20 protein-coding genes are annotated in these 21,633 nt (G+C 67.2%); 8 read left to right on the top strand and 12 right to left on the bottom strand.

All coding sequences use genetic code 11. The features are described from left to right. Position 1 precedes the first annotated feature (1 nt). From CLU95_RS21265 to CLU95_RS21240, 6 genes are all read left to right on the top strand, one after another. On the top strand, positions 2 to 1,015 hold the full coding sequence (locus CLU95_RS21265) for an ABC transporter substrate-binding protein (RefSeq protein WP_099795427.1): 1,014 nt from the start codon (positions 2 to 4) through the stop codon (positions 1,013 to 1,015). A 16-nt stretch (positions 1,016 to 1,031) separates the two neighbouring features. Next, positions 1,032 to 1,865: an ABC transporter permease gene (locus CLU95_RS21260; protein ID WP_099795426.1), complete on the top strand. Its 834-nt coding sequence runs from the start codon at positions 1,032 to 1,034 to the stop codon at positions 1,863 to 1,865. Positions 1,866 to 1,867: 2 nt separating this feature from the next. Then, positions 1,868 to 2,668 (top strand): ABC transporter permease, encoded by an 801-nt coding sequence (locus CLU95_RS21255; RefSeq protein ID WP_099797419.1) that lies wholly within the window; start codon positions 1,868 to 1,870, stop codon positions 2,666 to 2,668. Continuing rightward, positions 2,658 to 3,731, top strand: a complete 1,074-nt coding sequence (locus CLU95_RS21250; protein ID WP_099795425.1) for an ABC transporter ATP-binding protein — start codon at positions 2,658 to 2,660, stop codon at positions 3,729 to 3,731. The genes CLU95_RS21255 and CLU95_RS21250 overlap by 11 nt, the downstream gene beginning before the upstream one ends. Further along, entirely contained in the window at positions 3,728 to 4,588 is an 861-nt protein-coding gene (locus CLU95_RS21245; RefSeq protein ID WP_099795424.1) for a phosphodiesterase, read from the top strand. Before CLU95_RS21250 ends, CLU95_RS21245 begins: the two co-directional genes overlap by 4 nt. A 73-nt stretch (positions 4,589 to 4,661) precedes the next feature. Further along, positions 4,662 to 6,323: a Na/Pi cotransporter family protein gene (locus tag CLU95_RS21240; protein ID WP_099795423.1), complete on the top strand. Its 1,662-nt coding sequence runs from the start codon at positions 4,662 to 4,664 to the stop codon at positions 6,321 to 6,323. A gap of 703 nt (positions 6,324 to 7,026) precedes the next feature. On the opposite strand, the gene CLU95_RS21225 is transcribed toward CLU95_RS21240, so the two are convergent. Then, a complete protein-coding gene (locus CLU95_RS21225; RefSeq protein ID WP_099797418.1) occupies positions 7,027 to 8,034 on the bottom strand; it encodes a bile acid:sodium symporter family protein in 1,008 nt (335 codons plus the stop codon). Between the two features lie 70 nt (positions 8,035 to 8,104). On the opposite strand from CLU95_RS21225, the gene CLU95_RS21220 reads away from it, so the two are divergent. Then, entirely contained in the window at positions 8,105 to 9,031 is a 927-nt protein-coding gene (locus CLU95_RS21220; RefSeq protein ID WP_099795422.1) for a LysR family transcriptional regulator, read from the top strand. Here the strand turns inward: CLU95_RS21220 and CLU95_RS21215 are convergent. Further along, entirely contained in the window at positions 8,991 to 9,413 is a 423-nt protein-coding gene (locus CLU95_RS21215; protein ID WP_099795421.1) for a response regulator, read from the bottom strand. The two genes, CLU95_RS21220 and CLU95_RS21215, sit on opposite strands and share 41 nt — an antisense overlap. A 110-nt stretch (positions 9,414 to 9,523) precedes the next feature. Then, positions 9,524 to 10,510, bottom strand: a complete 987-nt coding sequence (locus CLU95_RS21210; RefSeq protein ID WP_099795420.1) for a quinone oxidoreductase family protein — start codon at positions 10,508 to 10,510, stop codon at positions 9,524 to 9,526. Positions 10,511 to 10,618: 108 nt separating this feature from the next. Here CLU95_RS21210 and CLU95_RS21205 point away from each other — a divergent pair, with 108 nt between their 5' ends. Next, positions 10,619 to 11,530 (top strand): DMT family transporter, encoded by a 912-nt coding sequence (locus CLU95_RS21205; protein ID WP_099795419.1) that lies wholly within the window; start codon positions 10,619 to 10,621, stop codon positions 11,528 to 11,530. Between the two features lie 19 nt (positions 11,531 to 11,549). Here CLU95_RS21205 and CLU95_RS21200 read toward each other — a convergent pair whose 3' ends face one another. From CLU95_RS21200 to CLU95_RS21160, 9 genes are all read right to left on the bottom strand, one after another. Then, positions 11,550 to 12,341: an SDR family oxidoreductase gene (locus CLU95_RS21200; RefSeq protein ID WP_099795418.1), complete on the bottom strand. Its 792-nt coding sequence runs from the start codon at positions 12,339 to 12,341 to the stop codon at positions 11,550 to 11,552. A 62-nt stretch (positions 12,342 to 12,403) separates the two neighbouring features. Then, positions 12,404 to 13,357 (bottom strand): DMT family transporter, encoded by a 954-nt coding sequence (locus CLU95_RS21195; RefSeq protein ID WP_099795417.1) that lies wholly within the window; start codon positions 13,355 to 13,357, stop codon positions 12,404 to 12,406. Positions 13,358 to 13,378: 21 nt separating this feature from the next. Beyond that, entirely contained in the window at positions 13,379 to 14,992 is a 1,614-nt protein-coding gene (locus CLU95_RS21190; protein WP_099795416.1) for a gamma-glutamyltransferase family protein, read from the bottom strand. Between the two features lie 131 nt (positions 14,993 to 15,123). After that, positions 15,124 to 16,095, bottom strand: a complete 972-nt coding sequence (locus CLU95_RS21185) for a Bug family tripartite tricarboxylate transporter substrate binding protein (protein ID WP_099795415.1) — start codon at positions 16,093 to 16,095, stop codon at positions 15,124 to 15,126. Between the two features lie 202 nt (positions 16,096 to 16,297). After that, a complete protein-coding gene (locus tag CLU95_RS21180; RefSeq protein WP_099795414.1) occupies positions 16,298 to 17,809 on the bottom strand; it encodes a tripartite tricarboxylate transporter permease in 1,512 nt (503 codons plus the stop codon). Positions 17,810 to 17,831: 22 nt separating this feature from the next. Then, positions 17,832 to 18,320: a tripartite tricarboxylate transporter TctB family protein gene (locus tag CLU95_RS21175; protein WP_099795413.1), complete on the bottom strand. Its 489-nt coding sequence runs from the start codon at positions 18,318 to 18,320 to the stop codon at positions 17,832 to 17,834. Positions 18,321 to 18,454: 134 nt separating this feature from the next. Then, positions 18,455 to 20,245 carry a GspE/PulE family protein gene (locus CLU95_RS21170; RefSeq protein WP_099795412.1) on the bottom strand — a complete coding sequence of 597 codons (1,791 nt, stop codon included), beginning with the start codon at positions 20,243 to 20,245 and terminating at the stop codon, positions 18,455 to 18,457. 18 nt (positions 20,246 to 20,263) lie between these two features. Continuing rightward, complete coding sequence (locus tag CLU95_RS21165) at positions 20,264 to 21,043, bottom strand: spermidine synthase (RefSeq protein ID WP_099795411.1); 780 nt, start codon at positions 21,041 to 21,043, stop codon at positions 20,264 to 20,266. Continuing rightward, complete coding sequence (locus tag CLU95_RS21160) at positions 21,043 to 21,588, bottom strand: DNA-deoxyinosine glycosylase (RefSeq protein WP_099795410.1); 546 nt, start codon at positions 21,586 to 21,588, stop codon at positions 21,043 to 21,045. The genes CLU95_RS21165 and CLU95_RS21160 overlap by 1 nt, the downstream gene beginning before the upstream one ends. Positions 21,589 to 21,633: the final 45 nt, after the last annotated feature.

The following is a 21,633-nucleotide window of genomic DNA, read 5'->3' as shown; positions in this document are numbered from 1 at the left end:
CATGTCCCTACGCTTTCACCGACTCGCCCGCCTCGGCGTGCTGGCCGCCGCCCTCGTCGCCGCCGGCGGCGCCATGGCCCAGACCGCCATTTGCTACAACTGCCCAACCGAATGGGCCGACTGGGGCACCCAGCTCAAAGCCATCAAGGCGAAGACCGGCATCACCGTGCCGGCCGACAACAAGAACTCGGGCCAGTCGCTCGCACAGCTGGTCGCCGAAAAGGCCAGCCCCGTGGCCGACGTGACCTACCTCGGCGTGACCTTCGCGGTGCAAGCCGCGAAAGACGGCGTGGTCGAGCCCTACAAGCCGGCCGCCTGGAAAGACATCCCCGACGGCCTGAAGGACCCGGCCGGCCACTGGTTCACCATCCACTCGGGCACGCTCGGCTTCATGGTCAACGTCGACGCGCTCAAGGGCAAGCCGGTGCCCAAGTCGTGGGCCGACCTGCTCAAGCCCGAATACAAGGGCCTCATCGGTTATCTCGACCCCGCCTCGGCCTTCGTGGGCTACGTGGGCGCCGTGGCCGTGAACCAGGCACGCGGCGGCACGCTCGACAACTTCAAGCCGGGCATCGACTACTTCAAGGCGCTGCAGAAGAACGAGCCCATCGTGCCCAAGCAGACCTCGTACGCGCGCGTGCTGTCGGGCGAGATCGCGATCCTGCTCGACTACGACTTCAACGCCTACCGCGCCAAGTACAAGGACAAGGCCAACGTCGCCTTCGTCATTCCCAGCGAAGGCACGCTGGCCGTGCCCTACGTGATGAGCCTGGTCGCCAAGGCGCCGCACGCGGCCGACGCGAAGAAGGTGCTCGACTTCACGCTGTCCGACGAAGGCCAGGCGATCTGGGCCAAGGCCTACCTGCGCCCGGTGCGCGCCAGCGCCTTGCCCAAGGAGATCGAGGCGCAGTTCCTGCCCGCGAGCGACTACGCGCGCGCCAAGACCGTCGACTACGCCCGCATGGCCGAGGCACAACGCGCCTTCTCCGACCAGTACCTGAAGGAAGTGCGCTGACCCGGCGCCGCGCGCGATGACACGCAGCACCACCACTTCCAACGCCTGGAACCCGCGCTGGCGATTGCTGGCCTGCGTCGCGCCGGCGGCCGTCTTCTTCGCGGCCTTCTGGCTGCTGCCGGTGGTGCGCCTGCTGGCGCTGCCGGCCGACAAGGGCGCCGCCACCTACTTCGCGGTGCTGACCGACGCGCGCTACCTGCAAAGCATGGCCAACACCGTCGCGCTGTCGGTGGCGGTGACGCTGGCCACGCTGGTGCTGGGCGCGGCGGTGGGCATCTACCTCGCGCGCCATGCATTCCCCGGCAAGCGCATGCTGCTGTCGCTGCTCACGCTGCCGCTGTCGTTCCCGGGCGTGATCATCGGTTTCTTCGTGATCCTGCTCGGCGGGCGCCAGGGCGTGGTGGCCGACCTGAGCGACACGCTGATCGGCGAGCGCATCACCTTCGCCTACGGCCTGCTCGGCCTGTTCCTGGCGTACCTGTATTTCTCGCTGCCGCGCGCCATTGCCACCTATGCCGCCGCGGCCGAGTCGATGAACACGCAGCTCGAGGAAGCGGCACGCTCGCTCGGCGCCTCGAAGCTGCGCGTGGCGCGCGACGTGTGGATGCCCGAGCTCGCGCCCACCACGCTGGCCTGCGCCGCCATTTTGTTCGCCACCTCGATGGGCGCCTTCGGCACGGCCTTCACGCTGGCCAGCAAGTTCGAGGTGATCCCGATCACCATCTACAACGAGTTCACCAACTACGCCAACTTCGCGCTCGCCGCGTCGCTGTCGATCTCGCTGGGTGTCGTGACCTGGCTGGTGCTCTTCGTGGCGCGCCGCTTCGGCGCCAACCCGGTCGCCCGATGATGATGAAGACACCGTCACAACCCCGCGCGCCTTTCCTGCTCGCCATCACGGTGATCGTGAGCCTCTTCATGATCGCGCCGATGCTGCTGTCGGTGATGGCGGGCCTCGTCAACAACTACAGCGTGGGGCTCAAAAGCGGCCTCACGCTGCGCTGGCTCGGCGAGGTGTGGGAGAACTACGGCGGCACCGTCGGCTGGTCGCTCGCGCTGGCCGTGGCTTGCGTCGTGTGCACCGTGCTGCTCGGCGTGCCCTGCGCCTATGCGCTGGCGCGCAGCCGCTCGCGTGCGGCGCGCATCTTCGAAGAGCTGCTGACGCTTCCGGTCGCGGTTCCGGGCCTGGCAACGGCACTCGCGCTCATCCTCGCCTACGGCCAGCTCACGGCCTTTCGCACCAGCTTCGCCTTCATCCTCGTGGGCCACATCGTGTTCACGCTGCCCTTCATGGTGCGCACCGTGAGTTCGGCCTTCCAGCGAGACGATCTGCTCGCACTCGAAGAAGCGGCGCGCTCGCTGGGCGCGAACTTCCGCCAGCGCTTCATGGGCATCCTGGTGCCTGCTGTGTTCCCCGCCATCGTGGCCGGCAGCCTGATGGTGTTCACGCTGTCGGTGGGCGAGTTCAACCTCACCTGGATGCTGCACACGCCGCTCACGCGCACGCTGCCCGTCGGCCTGGCCGACAGCTATGCCTCGATGCGCATCGAGATCGGGTCGGCCTACACGCTGGTCTTCTTCGCCGTGATCCTTCCCGTGCTGTGGGGCCTTCAATATCTCGCCAACCTGATGCAGAAACGCCATGGAACTTGAACGCATCCCCGTCGACATCTCGAACTGCGCGAAGACGTACGCCGACGGCACGCGCGGCCTGCAGCCCACCCACCTCAAGGTGGAAGCGGGTGAGGTGCTCGCACTGCTCGGCCCCTCGGGCTGCGGCAAGACCACCCTGCTGCGCCTCATCGCCGGGTTGGAAGCGCCCGACGACGGCAGCCGCATCGTCTTCGGCGACCAGGACGTCACGCAGCGCCCGGTCGAACACCGCGGCGTGGGCATGGTGTTCCAGAGCTACGCGCTCTTTCCGCAGATGACGGTGGCGGCCAACATCGGCTATGGCCTGCGCATCCGCGGCATGTCGCCCGCAGAAGAGAAACGCGCCGTCGGCGAGCTGGTCGACCTCGTGCGCCTGGGCGGCCTGGAGAACAAGCGCCCCGCCGAACTCTCGGGCGGCCAGCGCCAGCGCGTGGCCCTGGCGCGCGCCGTGGCCGTGCGCCCGCGCGTGCTGCTGCTCGACGAACCGCTGGCCGCGCTCGACGCCAAGCTCAAGGAATCGCTGCGCGACGAACTCGCCGAGCTGCTGCGCCGCCTGCACATCACAGCCATCCACGTCACGCACGACCAGCAGGAAGCGCTGGCCATCGCCGACCGCCTCGCGGTGATGCGCGCCGGGCGCATCGTGCAGGTCGGCCGCGGCGAAGACCTGTACCGCGCACCCGCGCACCCCTTCGTGGCCGAGTTCCTGGGCCGGGTCAACCGGCTGGAACGCGCCGCCGACGCCATCGCGCAGGGCGTTGTCCGACTCGGAGGGTCGTACCTGCCCTGCCCCGCACCCTGGCAGCAGCATGCGACGCTGCTGGTGCGGCCCGAAGACATCGAGATCGGCGCGCCCCCGCCCGACGACACGCCCGGCTGGGGCCGCGCCACGGTCGAACGCCGCACCTTCCTCGGCGACCGCGTGCAGTTGCACCTGCGCGTGCAGGACCAGCCCGTGCTGGTGGCCGACGTGGGGCGCGACAACCCCTTCGGGCCGGGCGACGCGGTGGGCCTGCGCATCCCCGCCGAGCGCCTGATGACCTCGCAGGAAGCCAGCGCATGACCACGACAACCGCGAACCCCAACACCTTCCTGGTCCAGCTGACCGACCTGCACATCCGCGAGCCCGGCCGGCTCGCCTATGGCCGCATCGACACCGCACCGTACCTCGCGCGTGCCGTGCAGTCGGTGCTCGCGCTGCGCCAGCCGCCCGACGCCGTGGTGATCACCGGCGACCTGACCGACTTCGGCCGCGCCGCCGAGTACGAGCATCTGGCCGCCCTGCTCGCGCCGCTCGCGATGCCCGTCTACCTGCTGCCCGGCAACCACGACGACCGCGACCAGCTGCGCCGCAGCTTCCCCGACCACGCCTACCTGGGCACCGGCGCCGACACGCACGGCTTCGTCCAGTATTCGGTGCGCGTCGGCGACCTGCGGCTGCTCACGCTCGACACCTGCGTGCCCGGCGCCAGCCACGGCACGCTGTGCGACAAACGCCTGGCCTGGCTCGAAGCCCAGCTCGACGCCTGCCGCCACGAGCCCGTGGTGGTCGCCATGCACCACCCGCCCTTCGAGACGCTGATCGGCCACATGGACGAGATCGGCCTGCTCGAGGGCGCCGACGCACTCGAGGCCCTGCTGCGCCGCTACACCAACGTCGAGCGCGTGATCTGCGGCCACCTGCACCGCGCCATCGACGTGCGCTTCGGCGGCACCATCGCCTCGACCTCGCCGGCGCAGGCCCACCAGGTCTGCCTCGACCTCGCGCCCGACGCCGCCTCGGCCTGGACGCTGGAGCCGCCCTCGTTCCGCGTGCATGCCTGGTCGCCGGCCGGGGGCCGGCTCGTCACCCACCTGGCGGCCTCCGGCAGCTTCGAAGGCCCTTATCCTTTCCACGACAACGGAGCCCTGATCGACTGAAGCGTCCACTTGTGGAAAATGGGGCTGAAACGAACCAAAACGAAAACAAGAGAAAGGTCAGCCCCCGCCCTCCATGAAGCACCTTCTGAATCTGCTTGCGGCCGTCGCCCTGCTGGTGTGGGGCACGCACCTCGTGCGCACCGGCGTGCTGCGCGTCTTCGGCGCCAACCTGCGCAAGATCCTCGTGCAGAGCATGCGCAACCGCTTCACGGCCGCGCTCTCGGGCATCGGCGTCACGGCGCTCGTGCAGTCGAGCACGGCCACGTCGCTCATGACCTCGTCCTTCGTCGGGCAGGGCCTGGTCACGCTGCCGGCTGCGCTGGCGGTGATGCGGGGCGCCGACGTGGGCACGGCGCTGATCTCGGTGCTCTTCTCGGCCGACCTCTCGTGGCTCTCGCCGATGTTCATCTTCGTGGGCGTGGTGCTGTTCATCACGCGCTCGGCCACCGTGGCGGGCCGCGTGGGGCGGGTGCTGATCGGGTTGGGGCTGATGCTGCTGGCGCTGCAGCTGGTGGTCGCGGCCACCGAGCCGCTGTTTTCGTCGCCGGCCGTGCGCGCGCTGCTCACGTCCATCACCAGCGACGTGCTGTTGGAGATCACCCTCGGCGCCGCGCTGGCCATCGTGGCGTATTCAAGCCTGGCGGTGGTGCTGCTGGTGGCGGCCATGGCGAGTTCGAACGTGGTGCCGCTCGACGTGGCGCTCGGTCTGGTGCTCGGCGCCAACCTCGGCAGCGGCCTGCTGGCGGTGCTGACCACCGCGCGCTCGGCGGTGTCGGTGCGGCAGGTGACCGTCGGCAACCTGCTGTTCAAGGCGCTCGGCGTGGCACTGGTCACGCCGTTCGTCGGCTTGTGGGTGCGCTATGTGCAGCCCGAGCTGCCGAACCAGACGCACGGCGTGGTGCTGTTCCACCTGGCGTTCAATGTCGTGATCAGCATCGGTTTCATCGGCCTCACGCAATGGGTCGCCAAGCTGGTGACGCGCATGCTGCCCGTGCCGCCGCAGCCCGTGGGCACCAGCCGACCGCACCACCTCGACCCCTCGGCGTTGTCGACGCCTTCGCTCGCCATTTCGAACGCCGCGCGCGAGGCGCTGCACCAGGCCGACATCGTGGAGACCATGCTCATCGGCACGCTCGACGTGATCCGCAACAACGACCTGCGGCTGGCGCAGGAGCTGCGGCAGCTCGACGACACGGTGGACGAGCTGTACTCGGCGATCAAGTACTACATGACGCGCATCTCGCGCGAGGCGCTGGGCGAAGAGGAAAGCCGGCGCTGGACGGACATCATCAGCTTCACGATCAACATGGAGCAGATCGGGGACATCATCGAGCGGGTGATCATCGATATCGAGGACAAGAAGATCAAGCCGCAGCGCAACTTTTCAGCTGCGGGGATGGCTGAGATTGTGGAGCTGCATGGGCGGTTGATTGCCAATCTGCGGTTGAGCATGAGCGTGTTCTTGAATGGCAATGTGCGGGATGCGCAGAAGCTGCTTGAAGAGAAGGCGCGGTTTCGGGATTTGGAGCGGGCTTATGCCACGACCCATTTGGATCGGCTGTCGGACCAGACGACTCTGAGCATCGAGACGAGTTCGCTGCACATCGACTTGATCAGTGATTTGAAGCGGATCAATTCGCATATCTGTTCTATTGCTTATCCGATTCTTGAGACTGCGGGGGCTTTGGCGCCTAGCCGGCTGCGGGAGTCTCGGCTCGGGAAGATCGAGGGCTGATCGTTTGTTTGCCTGAGGCCGGGACTCGCCCCGGCAGGCGACCTACGTTTCTTTGCTTCGCCAAAGAAACGTAGGCAAAAGAAAGGCGACCCTGCTGTCTGCGTCCCTCCGCTTCGCTACGGGCAACCTGCGGTGCTCACGTTTCGCGGGGTCTCGCCCAAACTCGCTTCGCTCAAACAAGGGCGAGCCCTGATCCGCGAAACGCTGCGCTCCTCGGCGCATACAGAAGGGTTTTGGATACCTCACGGGCCATCGCTGCGCTCGGCCAGTGGGCCGCCGCAGGCGCTTCGCGCCTGCGGCGGCGGGGTTTGTAGGGGCGATGGCCTCGACATGGGCGTTATCGCTGTCACAAGCACAAGCACGAGCACGAGCACGAGCACGAGCACGAGCACGAGCACGAGCACGAGCAAAGCCGTGGCATCCGGCTGTTGGAAGTTCCCGGGCCGAGCGAAGCGACGGCCCGCCCGGCACCCAATCCCCTCTGTATGCGCCGAGGAGCGCAGCGTTTCGCGGATCAGGGCTCGCAGCTGTTTGAGCCGAAGGCGAGTTCTGCGAGACCCCGCGAAACGTGAGCACCGCAGGTTGCCCGCAGCGAAGCGGAGGGTCGCAGACAGTGGGGTCGCCTTTTCTTTGCTTACTTTCTTTTGGCGAAGCAAAAGAAAGTGAGTCGCCCGCCGGGGCGAGTCCCGGCCTCGGGAAAAAACTACTCAGCAGTTCTCAACCCATGCGCAGCGGAGGCAGCAGCCCGACGCGCATACCGCTGAGCAAGCACCGCACAAACCATCAACTGCATCTGATGAAACAGCATCAGCGGCAGCACGATCGCACCAACGGCGTGCGATGCAAACAGCACCTTCGCCATCGGAATCCCGCTCGCCAAGCTCTTCTTCGAGCCGCAAAAGACGATGGTGATCTCGTCCTCAATGTTGAACCCAAAGCGCCGCGCCATGACCGTCGTGAGCCCCAGCGCCAACGCCAGCAACACCCCACAAACCAACAGCAGCCCCAACAACGCACTCACAGGAATCTGCTTCCAAAGCCCTTCGATCACAGCCGCGCTGAACGCCGTATAGACCACCAAAAGAATCGACCCCTGGTCCACAAACTTCAGCACCGCAGCTCGCTTCTGAATCCACTTGCCGATCAACGGACGCGACAGGTGCCCGATCACGAACGGCACCAACAGCTGCAACAGAATCCGCCCGATCGCATCGAGCGACGAAGACGACGCCACCGCGCCGCCTTCAGGCAACACCACCAGGCTCACCAGCACCGGCGTGATGAACACGCCCAGCAGCGTCGAGGCCGAAGCGCTGCAGATCGCAGCCGGCATGTTCCCCCGCGCCATCGCCGTGAACGCAATCGCCGACTGCACCGTCGCCGGCAGCACGCACAGGAACAGCACGCCCGTGTACAGCTGCGGCGTCACCAGCGGCCCCAGCACGGGCCGCAGCGCGAGCCCCAGCAGCGGAAACAGGACGAAGGTGCAGGCGAACACCAGCAGGTGCAGCCGCCAATGCGTGATGCCCGCAAGGATCGCCTCGCGCGACAGCTTGGCGCCGTGCAAAAAGAACAGCAGCCCGATCGCGACCGTGGTCAGGCCCTCGAAGAAATGCGCCACGCGGCCACTTGCGGGCAGCAGGCTGGCCAGGGTGACGACCGCGACGAGCGTGAGCGTGAAGTTGTCGGGGAGAAAGCGTGAACGTGCCATGGCCTGCATTGGACCTTTCGCCCATTCAAAAGAGAAATGGATTTATCGGATGGATATATGATTTGAGCGCATGAACGTCACGCTGCGCCAACTCCGCGTCTTCCGCTCGGTGGCCGAGGGCCGCAACTTCAGCCGCGCCGGCGACCAGGTGGGCCTGAGCCAGCCGGCGGTGAGCCGGTCGATCTCGGAACTCGAGGCCCAGCTCGGCCTCAAGCTGCTGGACCGCACCACGCGCGAGGTGGTGCTGACCGAAGCCGGCCACTCGTTCGCGGCCCGGCTCGACCGCGTGCTCGACGAACTCGACCAGACCCTGCAGGACGTGGCGGGCCTGGCCAGCGCGCGTGGCGGCAAGGTGCGCGTGGCAAGCAGCCCCACACTGTCGGCCAACCTCATGCCCGACTGCATTGCGGCCTGTGCGGTGCAGGCGCCGGGCATCCAGTTTCTGCTGCTCGACCGCATCCAGCAGGACGTGCTCGACAGCGTGCGCAGCGGCGAGGTCGATTTCGGCGTGGTGATCGAGCCCTCGGAAGCCGACGACCTGCACTGCGAATCGATCCTCGCCGACCCCTTCATGGTGGTCACGCTGCCCGGCCATCGGCTGACGCAAAAAAAGGCCTCGGTGAACTGGTCGGCGCTCGACGGCCAGCCGCTGGTGCTGCTCGATCACGCCTCGGGCAGCCGGCGTCTCATCGACCAGGCGCTGGAGCGGCACGGCGCGCGCTGCGACGTGAAGCAGCAGCTGGGCCATGCGACCACCGTGTTCCGCATGGTCGAGGCCGGCATCGGCATCAGCGTGATGCCGGGGCTGTCGTTGCCGCCCGAGGGACTGGCGCGGTTGGTGGTGCGCCCGCTGGTGCCGAATGTGCAGCGCGCGATCATGCTGATCCGGCGCCGCAACCGCGAACTGTCGCCGCTCGCCCAGCGGGTCTGGCGCATGGTGCGCGAGACGGCCGCGCTCAGTGAGGCGCCGGCCGCGTCGGCGACAAAGGCGCGCTGAAGAAACGCTCCTGCCGCTGGCGCACGCAGAAGTCGATCAGGTCCTCGACCTCGGTGGCCTTGTCGAACACGGCGTCGGCACCGAGCTGCGCGCACTTGCGGCGCGTCTCGGGCGTGGCGTGGTTGCTCAGCACCACCATCTTCTGTTTCGGATCGCGGTTGCGGCAGGCCTCAAGCACGCTGTAGCCCGTGCCGTCACCCAGAAACAGGTCGACGATGGCCAGGTCCCACAGCGCCGGGTTGTGCGTGAGCCAGCGCGTGCCCTCGGCCTGTGACTCGGCCTGGCCGACCGGATCGATGCGCGCCATTTCGCGCAGCGTGCCCACCAGGCTCGCGCGCTGGGCGGGGTTGTCTTCGACGATGAAGGCGCGGACGGTGGTCATGGCGGGCTTTTGCGGGGGGACAAGTGAGGCTACAAATTGCGCCCGCCACAAGTCGAAGGTGTGACACCCCACCGCGCGTAGGACATCACCCGCCGGCCCGCCGCTTCGCCTCAGAGCGTGAGGATGGTGCAGCCCGTGGTCTTGCGCGCCTCGAGGTCGCGGTGCGCCTGCTGCACGTCGGCCAGGGCGTAGCGCTGGTCGATGGGGATCTTCACCGCGCCGCTTTGCACCACGGCGAACAGGTCGCCGGCCATCGCCTGCGTGCTCTCGCGCGTGGCGATGTGCGTGAACAGCGTCGGGCGCGTCACGTAGAGCGAGCCCTTCGAGGCCAGCAGGCCGAGGTTGATCGGCGGCACCGGGCCCGAGCCGTTGCCGAAGATCGCCAGCAGGCCGAAGGGGCGCAGGCTGTCGACGGAGCCTTCGAAGGTGTCCTTACCCACCGAGTCGTACACCACCTTCACGCCCTTGCCGCCGGTGATCTCCTTCACGCGCGCCGCGAAGTTCTCGGTGCTGTAGTTGATGGCATGCGCCGCGCCGTGCGCCAGCGCGAGCTTGCACTTGGCATCGCTGCCGGCCGTGCCGATGAGCTGCAGGCCGAGCGCCTTGGCCCACTGGCAGGCAATGAGGCCGACGCCGCCGGCCGCCGCATGGAACAGCACGAAGTCGCCGGGCTGCAGGCCTTCGGCGGGCAGCGTCTTCTTCAGCAGGTACTGCGCGGTGAGGCCCTTGAGCATCATGGCCGCGCCGGTCTCGAAGGAGATGTCGTCGGGCAGCTTGCACACGCACTTGGCGGGCATCACGCGCAGCTCGCAATACGCGCCGGGCGGCTGGCTCGCGTAGGCGGCACGATCGCCGGCCTTCAGGTGCGTCACGCCCTCGCCCACCGCCTCGACGATGCCGGATGCCTCCATGCCCAGCTGCAGCGGCATCTGGAACGGGTACAGGCCCGTGCGCTGGTAGGTGTCGATGAAGTTCAGGCCCACGGCCTTGTGGCGGATGCGGATCTCGCCGGGGCCGGGCTCGCCCACCTCGACCTCGACGACCTTCAGTTCCTCGGGACCGCCATGGCGGTCGATACGGACGGCTTTGCTCAACATCGTTGCTGTCTCCACGCAGGGAAAAAAGAATGGGACGGGCATCGTGCCACGTTTGGCCTTTTCGCGAGGAGCCACGGGCACTGCGCGGGCCCGGTAGAGTCGGCGGCCATGTCTTCCGCATCGCACCACCGTCTCACGCCCCTCACCGCCCTGCTCCTCACCGTGCCACCGCTGCTGTGGGCCGGCAATGCCGTGGTCGGCCGGCTGGTGCGCGCGCTGGTGTCACCGCTGACGCTGAACTTCGTGCGCTGGGTGATCGCGTTCGTGCTGCTGCTGCCGCTGGCGGCCTGGGTGCTGCGGCAGGACAGCCCGCTGTGGGCGCACTGGAAGCGCTACGCGCTGCTGGGCCTGCTGGGCATCGGCCTGTACAACGCGTTTCAATACCTGGCGCTGCAGACCTCCACGCCGATCAACGTCACGCTGGTGGGCTCGAGCCTGCCGCTGTGGATGCTGGCCGTGGGCACGCTGTGCTTCGGCGCGCGCGCCAGCCGGCGCACGGTGGGCGGCGCGCTGCTGTCGATGCTCGGCGTGCTGCTGGTGCTCAGCCGCGGCGAATGGCAGCAACTGCTCGCGCTGCGGTTGGTGCCGGGCGACCTGTACATGATCGTGGGCACCATCACCTGGGCCTTCTACAGCTGGCTGCTGGCTCGCACGAACGAGCCTGCCAATGTGCGCGCAGACTGGGCCGCCTTCCTCATGGCGCAACTGGTGTTCGGCCTCGCGTGGTCGGGCGCACTGGCCGCCGGCGAATGGACGCTGACCGACGCCCACATCGACCTCGGCTGGCCGCTCATTGCAGCGATGCTGTTCATCGGCATCGGCCCCGCCGTGCTGGCCTACCGCTGCTGGGGCACCGGCGTGCAACGCGCGGGGCCGCAGGCGGCGAGCATCTTCATGAACCTCACGCCGCTGTTCGCGGCCGTGCTGTCGGCGGCCTTCCTCGGTGAGGCGCCGCACTGGTACCACGGCGCCGCCTTCGTGCTGATCGTTGGTGGGATCGTGGTGTCCTCGCGGCGCTGAACGCGCGCCGCGGCGCGGGTCAGTACGTTCCGGGGTACGCGCCGCCGTCGGCCAGGACGTTCTGGCCGGTCATGTAGCCGGCCTGCATGCTGCACAGGAACGCGCAGATCGCGCCGAACTCCGCCGGGTTGCCGAAGCGCTTGGCCGGAATGTTCTTCTTGCGCGCTTCCCACACGGTGTCGAAATCCTGGCCCGACTTCTGCGCGGCACCGGCCATCGTGCCCTTGAGGCGGTCGGTCTCGAAGGAGCCCGGCAGCAGGTTGTTGATGGTCACGCCCTGCGCCGCCACCGACGTGCGCGCCACGCCGGCCACGAAGCCCGTGAGGCCGCTGCGTGCGCCGTTCGACAAGCCCAGGATGTCGATCGGCGACTTCACCGAGCTCGACGTGATGTTGACGATGCGACCGAAGCCGCGCTTGGCCATGCCGTCCACCGTGGCCTTGATGAGCTCGATGGGCGTGAGCATGTTGGCGTCGACCGCCTTGATCCACGCCTCGCGGTCCCAGTTGCGGAAATCGCCGGGCGGCGGGCCGCCGGCGTTGGTGACGACGATGTCGAAGTCGTGGCCCAGCGCGAACACGGCCGCGCGGCCGGCTTCGGTGGTGATGTCGGCCGCCACGTGCTTGACGAACGGACCCGACGGGCCGGCCGCTGCCACCAGCTGCTTGGCTGCAGCGTCGAGCGCCTCGGCGCCGCGCGCCACGATCACCACGTTGACGCCCTCGCGCACCAGCGCCTCGGCACAGCCGTAGCCCAACCCCTTGCTCGCGCCGCACACCAGCGCGGTCTTGCCTGCAATGCCCAGATCCATGTGTTTGCTCCAGTCGATCGATCGATTGATCGTGCAGGGGCGGCGAACCGCTGCGCGGCTAGCTAACGCCCCTTGCGTGTGAAAACGAAGATGCCCGCAATGACGAGCACCGTGCCGGCCGCGATCCACGCGGTGAACGGCTCACCCAATATGACCACCCCCATGAGGATGGTCGACAGGGGTCCGATCATGCCGGTTTGCGCCGCAATGGCGGGCCCGATGCGCTCGATGGCCATCATCACCATGAGGACAGGCACAGCGGTGCAGAGCGTGGCGTTGAGCACCGACAGCCAGATCACCTCGGGCGCGACCGCCATCGCCGCGCTCATCGGCCGCGTGAGCACGAACTGCAGGATGCACAGCAGGCAGGCCACAGTGGTCGCCAGCCCCACGAGCCGCAGCGAGCCCAGCCGCTTGACGAACTCGCCGCTGTACACGAGGTAGCCCGCATAGCTCACCGCGCTCAGGAACACGAGGAACGCGCCCCATGCCGCAGCGCCGCCGCCCTTGCCGTCGCCGCCGGTCCAGAGTTCGTGGCCGAACACCAGCAACACGCCGGCATAGCTCACGACCATGCCGAACACCTGCGGGCGCGTCGGGCGGCGCCGGTACAGCAGCCAGCCGAAGAACAGCACCAGCGTGGGGTTGAGGTACAGGATCAGCCGCTCGAAGCTGGCCGAGATGTAGGCCAGCCCGGCAAAGTCGAGAAAGCTCGCGAGGTAGTAGCCCGAGAAGCCGAGCCCCAAAATGCCGAGCCAGTCGCGCGTCGTGAGTGCGGGCTTGCCGCGGCCGGCCCACCACGCCATCAGCGCGAACAGCGGCAGCGCAAAAAGCATGCGCAGCATGATGAGCGTGATGGCGTCGACGCCGTAGCGGTACGCCAGCTTGACGATGATGGCCTTGCCGCTGAAGGCGATGGCGCCCAGCGTGGCAAGGACGAGGCCGGTGGCGTAGCCCTTGCGAGCGGCCTCGTGTGCGTGCGGGGGAGTGCCGGCCGATGCGGCTGCTTTGTTCATCCCCCGATCATCCCTTGATCCTCAGTAGCCTGCAGCGAGGCCGTCGCGGCGCGGATCGCTTGCCGCGACATAGCCTTCGACCGAAGGCTCGCCCGCGCGCCAGATGAACTGGCCGGCGCCGAAGTCCTGGTAGGAGTCGTTGATCACGTCCAGGTGATGGCCCAGGTCGCGCAGGCCCTGCAGCGTGTCGGCATTCATCGCGGCCTCGACGTTGATCTCGAGCCCCGCATTGAAGCGCCAGCGCGGTGCGTCGCACGCGGCCTGCGGGTTCTGGCCGTAGTCGAGCATGCGCACCAGCGTCTGCATGTGGCCTTGCGGCTGCATGTTGCCGCCCATCACGCCGAAGCTCATCACCGGCTGGCCGTCCTTGGTGAGGAAGGCCGGGATGATGGTGTGGAACGGGCGCTTGCCCGGCGCCACCACGTTCGGGCTCTCGGCCTTGAGGCTGAAGCCGTGGCCGCGGTTCTGCAGGCTGATGCCGAACTCGGGTTCGACGCAACCCGAGCCGAAGCCCATGTAGTTGCTCTGGATGAAGCTCACCATCATGCCGCTCTCGTCCGCCGCGGTGAGGTAGATGGTGCCGCCCTTGACCGGGTTGCCGGCCTTGAAGTCCTGCGCCTTGTTCACGTCGATGAGTCTCGCACGCGAAGCCAGGTAGGCGTCATCGAGCATTTGCGCGGGGGTCACCGTCATCGACGATGGCTCCGACACGTAGCGGTACACGTCGGCGAAGGCCAGCTTCATCGCTTCGATCTGCAAGTGCTGCGACTGCACCGAGTCGACCGGCAGCGAGGCGATGTCGAACTTCTCGAGGATGCCCAGCGCGATCAGCGCCGCGATGCCCTGGCCGTTCGGCGGGATCTCGTGCAGCGTGTGGCCGCGGTAGTCGCGCGAGATGGGCGCCACCCACTCGGGCTGGTAGGCCGCCATGTCGGCCACGGTGAGCGCGCCGCCGTGTTCCTTCGAAAACTTGGCGATGGCTTCGGCGATCTCGCCGCTGTAGTAGGCCTCGCCCTTGGTGCGTGCGATGGCCTTGAGCGCGCGTGCCGCCGCGGTGAAGCGGAACAGCTCGCCGATCTCGGGCGCGCGGCCCCAGGGCAGGAAGGCCTGCGCAAAGCCGGGCTGCGATTGCAGGATCGGCGTGGCCGCCGCCCACTTGCCCTGCACCACCGGCGGCACGAGGTAGCCGCGCTCGGCGATGTCGATGGCGGGCGCCATCAGGTCGGCGAAAGGTAGCTTGCCGAAACGGTCGCTCATCGCGACCCAGCCGCGCACCGCGCCCGGTACCGTGACCGAGTCGATGCCGCGCATCGGCGGCGTGACGGCGTCGGCGCCGTACTTGGCCTTGAAGTACTCGGGCGTCCAGGCCTTCGGCGCGGGACCCGAGGCGTTGAGGCCGTGCAGTTCCTTGCCGTCCCACAGGATGCAGAAGGCGTCGCTGCCCAGGCCGTTGCTCACGGGCTCGACCAGCGTCATCACGGCGGCCGTGGCAATGGCCGCGTCGACCGCGTTGCCGCCCTGCTGAAGAATGCGCAGGCCCGCCTGCGCGGCCAGCGGATGCGAGGTCGCGACCACGTTGCGTGCGAAGACCGGGAGGCGGGTCGAGAGGTAGGGGTTGGCGTAATCAAACTTCATACAGTGCTTTCAAGGGCGACATGAACCATTCAGAAACACCGCGGAACCGGCTTTGCCGGGCCGCAGGTGTTGCCCCCGGTAGGGGGTTGGCGAAGCGACACGAAGTGCGCGCAGCCTGGGGGCGAGCCTAGTTAGTCGTTGGTGATCTTGCGATCGACGACGATCTTTTTCCACTTGGCGGCGTCAACGGCCACCATCTTTGCGAACTGCTCGGGCGTGCCCGCGTTCGCCGGCTCGATGCCCAGGCGGGCGAGCTTGTCTTTCACTTCAGGGTCGGCCAGCGCCTCGTTGGCGGCCTTGTTCACGCGCGCCACGATGTCGGCCGGCAGCCCCTTCGGACCGTAGAAGCCGAACCAGGTGTTCGACTCGAAGCCGGGCAACGTGTCGGCGATGGGCGGCAGCTCGGGCGCCAGCGGGCTGCGCTTGAGCGATGTGACGCCCAGTGCGCGCAGCCGGCCGTCGCGCACGTGCGGCATGCCGGTGGGCAGCGAGTCGAACAGCACGTCGACCTTGCCGCTGATGAGGTCGGGCACCGCGAGGGCCGTGCCGCGGTAGGGAATGTGCGTGACGAACACGCCGGCCTGTGCCTTGAACAGCTCCGCCGTGAGCTGCACGATGGTGCCGTTGCCGCTCGATGCGTAGTTGAGCTTGCCGGGGTTCTTCTTCGCGTGGTCGATCCACTCGCGCACCGTCTTCGCGGGCGTGTTGACCGGCACCAGCATGATGCTCGGCGCATCGCCCACGTGGGCGATGGGCGTGAAGTCGCGCACCGTGTCGTAGGGCAGCCTGGGCGTGATGGCCGGGCCGATGGCGTGCGTGCTCGTGGTTGCGAGCAGCAGCGTGTAGCCGTCGGGCGGCGCCTTGGCGGCCTGGTCGGAACCGATCGCACCGCCCGCGCCGGGCTTGTTGTCGATGACCAGCTGGGCGCCGAGCTTCTCGCTCATCTTCTGGCCCAGCGTGCGGGCGAAGAGGTCGGTGGCACCGGCCGCCGGGAACGGCACGATCAGGCGAATCGGACGGTTCGGATAATTCTGGGCCAGGGCAGGCACCGCGGCCAGCACCAGCGCGGCCGCGGCGAGCGCGATACGGGTGGTTCGTTTCATGGAATTCATTGTGTCCGAGGTGGTGTGTCGAGGGCGCGCCTTGTCCGACGTGGCCGCAGGATTGGACACGCCGGGCATTGAAAAGGGAAATGGATTTATCGGATAGATATATGAATCCATTGCATCAATCGTGCCACTGCGAAGCCCCAACGAAAAACGGCGCCCGAAGGCGCCGTTTGTGCGTTCAGAGAAAGCCCGTCGATCACTCTTCGACGAAGGCCTCTTCGCGTTTGGACTTCACGGCCGGCAACAGCACGATGATGAGCAGCAGGGCCGCGGCCGCCAGCAGGCTGGCCGAGATCGGACGCGTCACGAACACGCTCCAGTCGCCACGCGACAGCAGCAGCGAACGGCGCAGGTTCTCTTCCATCATCGGGCCCAGGATGAAGCCCAGCAGCAGCGGCGCAGGTTCGCAACCCAGCTTGAAGAAGGTGTAGCCCACCAGACCGAAGATGCCCACCATCCAGATGTCGAAGGTGTTGTTGTTGGTCGAGTACACGCCGATCGCGCAGAACAGCACGATCGCCGGGAACAGGAACTTGTAAGGCACCGACAGCAGCTTGATCCACATGCCGATCAGCGGCAGGTTCAGGATGATCAGCATCGCGTTGCCCAGCCACATCGAGGCGATCAGGCCCCAGAACAGCTCGGGGTTGCTGGTCATCACCTGCGGGCCCGGCTGGATGTTGTGGATGGTCATTGCGCCCACCATCAGCGCCATCACGGCGTTGGGCGGAATGCCCAGCGTCAGCAGCGGAATGAAGGAGGTCTGCGCGCCGGCGTTGTTGGCCGACTCGGGTGCTGCCACGCCGCGGATGTTGCCCTTGCCGAACGGCACTTCGCCCGGCTTCAGCTTGGTCTTCTTCTCGATGGTGTAGGCCGCGAAAGCCGCCAGCAGTGCACCGCCGCCGGGCAGGATGCCCAGGGCAGAACCCAGCGCCGTGCCGCGCAGCACGGCAGGCACCATGCGCTTGAAGTCTTCCTTGGTCGGGAACAGGCCCGAGACCTTGGCGGTGAACACTTCGCGCTCGTCGTCCGGACGCGAGAGGTTGGCAATGATTTCGCCGTAGCCGAACACGCCCATGGCGATGGCCACGAAGCCGATGCCGTCGGTGAGTTCAGGAATGTCGAAGCTGTAGCGTGCGACACCCGAGTTCACGTCGGTACCGACCAGGCCCATCAGCAGGCCCAGCACGATCATCGCGATCGCCTTGAGCAGCGAACCCGATGCCAGCACCACGGCGCCGATCAGGCCCAGGATCATCAGCGAGAAGTATTCGGCCGGGCCGAACTTGAAGGCCAGCTCGGTCAGCGGCGGAGCGAAGGCGGCAAGAATCAGCGTGCCGACGCAACCTGCGAAGAACGAGCCCAGGCCGGCCGCGGCGAGCGCCGGACCTGCTCGGCCCTTGCGCGCCATCTGGTAGCCGTCGATCACGGTCACCACCGACGACGATTCGCCCGGCAGGTTTACCAGAATCGCGGTGGTCGAGCCACCGTATTGCGCGCCGTAATAGATACCGGCCAGCATGATCAGCGCCGACACGGGCGGCAGCGCGTACGTGGCGGGCAGCAGCATCGCGATGGTCGCGACCGGGCCGATGCCCGGGAGCACGCCGATCAGCGTGCCCAGAATGCAGCCGACCAGGCAGTACAGCAGGTTCGTGAAGGTAAAGGCAACGCCAAAACCCATCGAGAGGTGTTCAAACAGTTCCATGGTGTGAGCAGCTTTCTTCGTCTCAACCGGTGATGAAGGTCGGCCAGACCTGGATCTGCAGCTTGAGCGCCCAGATGAATGCGACGTAGCTGCCGATGGCCAGGATGGTGGCCAGGACCAGCACGGTAGGCAGCTTGAACTCGTGGCCGGCGAGGCTCGAGATGATCACGAGCGCGTAGATCGCGATGATCATGCCCATGGCCGGCACGCCGATGCTCGGCAGGCCGCCGAGCAGCACGCCGAAGGCCAGGTTGGCGCCCAGGATGAACACCACTTGCTTCCAGGCCCACTTGCCGATCTTTTCGCCGTCGGTCGTTTCAACGGTGAGCCCGCTGAACATGATGCCCAGACCGATGAGGGCCATCAGGATGCCGAGCATCAACGGGAAGTAACCCGGACCCATGCGGGCGCCGCTGCCCACGCTGTAGGTGGTGGCGCCCCATGCGAACGCCACGCCCACGACGGTGAACATCAGTCCCGAGAAAAAGTCTTTCTGACTTTTGATTTTCACGAACAGTCTCCTCGAACAATTTCGATGCGGGATTGTCGAGTCAGCCTCCGGTCAGGCTGATGTGGATTCCACTAACCGAGGGGGTAGGGATAACCCGAAATGACTCATGCCTCGTCGGACCGAGGCACCTGTTTCTACTCGAGTGGAGGGGTCGCGCTGAGCACTTCCTCGATGGTCGTCACGCCTTCGGCCACGCGCAGTGCGCCGGCCAATCGCAGCGGCCGCATGCCGTCGATCACGGCCTGGCGCCGCAGCCCGGTGAGGTTGGGCTCCTTCGTGACCTGGTCCTTGAAAGGCTCGGTCACGCTCAGCAGTTCGTACAGGCCCATGCGGCCCATGTAGCCCGTCATGCGGCAATCGACGCAGCCCACCGGCTTGTAGGCTCGCACGGGGCCGGTGATCTGCCACGGCTTGACGATGGCCTCGAGGCTTTCGCGCGTGACCGTGTCGTCGGGCTGCTTGCAATGCGGGCACAGCGTGCGCACCAGCCGCTGCGCGAGCACGCCCAGCATCACGGCGGTGATGAGGTACGAGGGCACGCCCAGTTCCATCATCCGCGTGATGGCGCTCGGCGCGTCGTTGGTGTGCAGCGTGCTGAACACGAGGTGGCCGGTGAGCGCGGCCTGCACCGCCATCTCGGCGGTGGCAAGGTCGCGAATTTCGCCGACCATGATGATGTCCGGGTCCTGCCGCATCAGCGCACGCAGGCCTTCGGTGAAACCGAAGTCGAGCTGCGGCTGCACCTGCGTCTGGTTGAACGAGGGCTCGATCATTTCGATCGGGTCTTCGACCGTGCTCACGTTGACCTCTTCGGTCGCCACGCGCTTGAGCGTGGAATACAGCGTGGTGGTCTTGCCCGAACCCGTGGGCCCGGTCACCAGGATGATGCCGTTCGGCCGCGTGACAAGCTGTTCCCAGCGCTGCGCGTCGTGCTGCGCGAAGCCCAGCGCGTCGAGGTCTTTCACCGCGGTGTCGGGGTCGAAGATCCGCATGACCATCTTCTCGCCGAAGGCGGTCGGCAAGGTGGACAGACGCATCTCGACTTCGTCGCCGCGCATGTTGCGGGTCTTGATGCGGCCGTCGAGCGGACGGCGCTTTTCGACCACGTCCATGCGGCCCAGCAGCTTGATGCGCGCGACCATCGCGTTCATCACGCCCATGGGCATCTGGTAGGCGGGGTGCAGGATGCCGTCGATGCGGAAACGGATCACGCCCTGCTCGCGGCGCGGCTCCAGGTGGATGTCGCTGGCGCGCTGGTCGAAGGCGTACTGCCACAGCCAGTCGACCACCTGCACCACGCTCTGGTCGTTGGCGTCGAGCTGCTTGGTGCTCTTGCCCAGCTCGACCAGCTGCTCGAAGCTCGCGCCGCCGGTGTTGCCGCCGGCCTTCTGCGCGGCGCGCACCGACTTGGCGAGCGCGAAAAATTCAGCCGTGTAGCGCTGGATGTCCGACGGGTTGGCCACCACGCGGCGCACCGTGCGCTTCGACTGGCGCTCGACCTCGGCGATCCAGTCGGTGAGAAACGGTTCGGCCGTGGCCACCACCACCTCGTTCGGCAAAACTTGCACGGGCAGCACCTTGTGGCGCTCGGCATACCCGGCGCTCATGGTGTCGGCCACCTTGCCCACGTCGACCTTGAGCGGATCGATGCGCAGGTAGGTCAGGCCGGCACGGCCGGCGAGCCACTGCGTGAGCGCTTCGAGGTCGAGCGGCTTGCCGTCGGCCTCGCGCGTCATGGCGACATTGGCCAGGCGCACCAGCGGTGCCTGCCGGCTCTCGGCCTGGGCGCAGCGCGCGATGGTGCGCTTGGCCTCCATCGGCGAGATCACGCCATCGGTGGCGAGCCATTCGATCAGGCGACGCAGGTCGAGCGGACCTTCGTGGCGGGCGGCGGGGGCGGAAGCGGCGGCGGGTACAGCGCTCATGAACCAGAGGTCAGGTGATCAGGTGGTGAGGGAAAGCGTCATCGGCTTGAACACCCGCAGCCATTTCGGCGCAGGCAGGCCCCAGCGAGTCTGGATGGTTTGGGCGCGCTCGGCAAGCACCTCGCGCTTCGGGCGCGACGGTGTGCGCTGGGCCAGCACCACCGTGTTGCCTTCGCGCGTCGGCTTGAAGGCCCACACCGCATCGGCACCGAAGGCGGCGGCGATTTTCTCGAGGCTGCGCTCGTAGCTCGACGAGCGGCCGAACAAGTTGACCGTCATGCAGCCGTCTTCGGTGAGCAGCGCGCGGCAGTCGGCATAGAAGTCTTCGCTGTCGAGCACCGGCGCGGCGGCCTCGTGGTCGTACAGGTCGACCTGCAGCGCGTCGACCGTGCCTTGCCATTCGGGCTTGCGGATTTCCTCGGCCGCATCGGCGATCACCACGCGCAGCTTCAGGTCGTCGGCCGGCAGCTTGAACCAGCCGCGGCAGGCCGCCACCACCTGCGGGTTCAGCTCGACCGCGGTGGTGCGCATGCGCAGCGTCTTGCGGCTGAACTTGGTGAGCGTGGCCGCGCCCAGGCCGAGCTGCATCGCGTGGCGGTTGCCCACGCCCTTGCTGTCGACGAACAGCAGCCAGGCCATCATGCGCTGCACGTACTCGAGCTCGATCTCGAAGGGTGCGTCGAGCTTCATCGAGCCCTGGACCCATTCGGTGCCCAGGTGCAGGTAGCGGATGTCGCCCCAGTCGGAAAAGTTGACTTCAGGGAGAACGAGGGTTTTCTTGTGTGCGGTGGAAGCCATCAGAGAAGGTGGTGGGCAACGAAGACCTCGCGCCAGGCCGCGAGCTTGCGCTCGAAGGACCATGACGCGTTGGCGGGGCTGGTGGATGGCAATGAATAGACCGGCACGCCGAGGGCGCGCGTGTGGCGTGCGTGCTTGAAGCTCTCGCCGCCGTTGTGGGCGATGGCTGCGAGCTTCGGCAACTGCAGGCCGGCGATGTCGTTCACGACCGGTGAGCGGATGGCTGTGTCGAGGCTGCCCTCGCGCTCGCAGGCGCCGTACACGTCCCACACGCCGAGGCCGCGATCGAGCAGCCAGTCGCAGCGCGCGCGGTAGCTGTCTGCGCCCGTCGGAAGCGGGGGGTCGGGCCAGAGGGCGTGCAAGATCTTCCAGAACTGATTTTGGGGATGCGCATAGTACTGCTGCTGCACGAGCGACTTGACGCCCGGGAAGCTGCCGAGAATGAGCACACGTGTGTTCGAAGAGACGAGGGGCGCGAGGCCGGTCAGCACCGTGCCGACGGTGGCGGCGGCAACAGTCGGGGACGGGACGGCGGTCGGTGTCATGGGCGGTATCTTGGCATTGCCACACGGTGTGCACGAACGCCCATG

Origin of the sequence: Variovorax sp. 54, assembly GCF_002754375.1 — a bacterium.
In the GTDB taxonomy this organism is placed as follows: Bacteria; Pseudomonadota; Gammaproteobacteria; order Burkholderiales; family Burkholderiaceae_C; genus Variovorax.
The sequence above is the reverse complement of the archived record's forward strand: the minus strand, read 5'-3'. Positions and strand labels throughout refer to the sequence as shown.

Bases quoted from the DNA above. Each gene is read 5' to 3' on its own strand.
- CLU95_RS21170 (WP_099795412.1), bottom strand. From the start codon at position 20,245: ATGAGCGCTGTACCCGCCGCCGCTTCCGCCCCCGCCGCCCGCCACGAA.
- CLU95_RS21220 (WP_099795422.1), top strand. From the start codon at position 8,105: ATGAACGTCACGCTGCGCCAACTCCGCGTCTTCCGCTCGGTGGCCGAG.
- CLU95_RS21260 (WP_099795426.1), top strand. From the start codon at position 1,032: ATGACACGCAGCACCACCACTTCCAACGCCTGGAACCCGCGCTGGCGA.
- CLU95_RS21225 (WP_099797418.1), bottom strand. From the start codon at position 8,034: ATGGCACGTTCACGCTTTCTCCCCGACAACTTCACGCTCACGCTCGTC.
- CLU95_RS21190 (WP_099795416.1), bottom strand. From the start codon at position 14,992: ATGAAGTTTGATTACGCCAACCCCTACCTCTCGACCCGCCTCCCGGTC.
- CLU95_RS21265 (WP_099795427.1), top strand. From the start codon at position 2: ATGTCCCTACGCTTTCACCGACTCGCCCGCCTCGGCGTGCTGGCCGCC.
- CLU95_RS21245 (WP_099795424.1), top strand. From the start codon at position 3,728: ATGACCACGACAACCGCGAACCCCAACACCTTCCTGGTCCAGCTGACC.
- CLU95_RS21180 (WP_099795414.1), bottom strand. From the start codon at position 17,809: ATGGAACTGTTTGAACACCTCTCGATGGGTTTTGGCGTTGCCTTTACC.
- CLU95_RS21165 (WP_099795411.1), bottom strand. From the start codon at position 21,043: ATGGCTTCCACCGCACACAAGAAAACCCTCGTTCTCCCTGAAGTCAAC.
- CLU95_RS21240 (WP_099795423.1), top strand. From the start codon at position 4,662: ATGAAGCACCTTCTGAATCTGCTTGCGGCCGTCGCCCTGCTGGTGTGG.
- CLU95_RS21160 (WP_099795410.1), bottom strand. From the start codon at position 21,588: ATGACACCGACCGCCGTCCCGTCCCCGACTGTTGCCGCCGCCACCGTC.
- CLU95_RS21215 (WP_099795421.1), bottom strand. From the start codon at position 9,413: ATGACCACCGTCCGCGCCTTCATCGTCGAAGACAACCCCGCCCAGCGC.
- CLU95_RS21210 (WP_099795420.1), bottom strand. From the start codon at position 10,510: ATGTTGAGCAAAGCCGTCCGTATCGACCGCCATGGCGGTCCCGAGGAA.
- CLU95_RS21200 (WP_099795418.1), bottom strand. From the start codon at position 12,341: ATGGATCTGGGCATTGCAGGCAAGACCGCGCTGGTGTGCGGCGCGAGC.
- CLU95_RS21195 (WP_099795417.1), bottom strand. From the start codon at position 13,357: ATGAACAAAGCAGCCGCATCGGCCGGCACTCCCCCGCACGCACACGAG.
- CLU95_RS21205 (WP_099795419.1), top strand. From the start codon at position 10,619: ATGTCTTCCGCATCGCACCACCGTCTCACGCCCCTCACCGCCCTGCTC.
- CLU95_RS21255 (WP_099797419.1), top strand. From the start codon at position 1,868: ATGAAGACACCGTCACAACCCCGCGCGCCTTTCCTGCTCGCCATCACG.
- CLU95_RS21250 (WP_099795425.1), top strand. From the start codon at position 2,658: ATGGAACTTGAACGCATCCCCGTCGACATCTCGAACTGCGCGAAGACG.
- CLU95_RS21185 (WP_099795415.1), bottom strand. From the start codon at position 16,095: ATGAAACGAACCACCCGTATCGCGCTCGCCGCGGCCGCGCTGGTGCTG.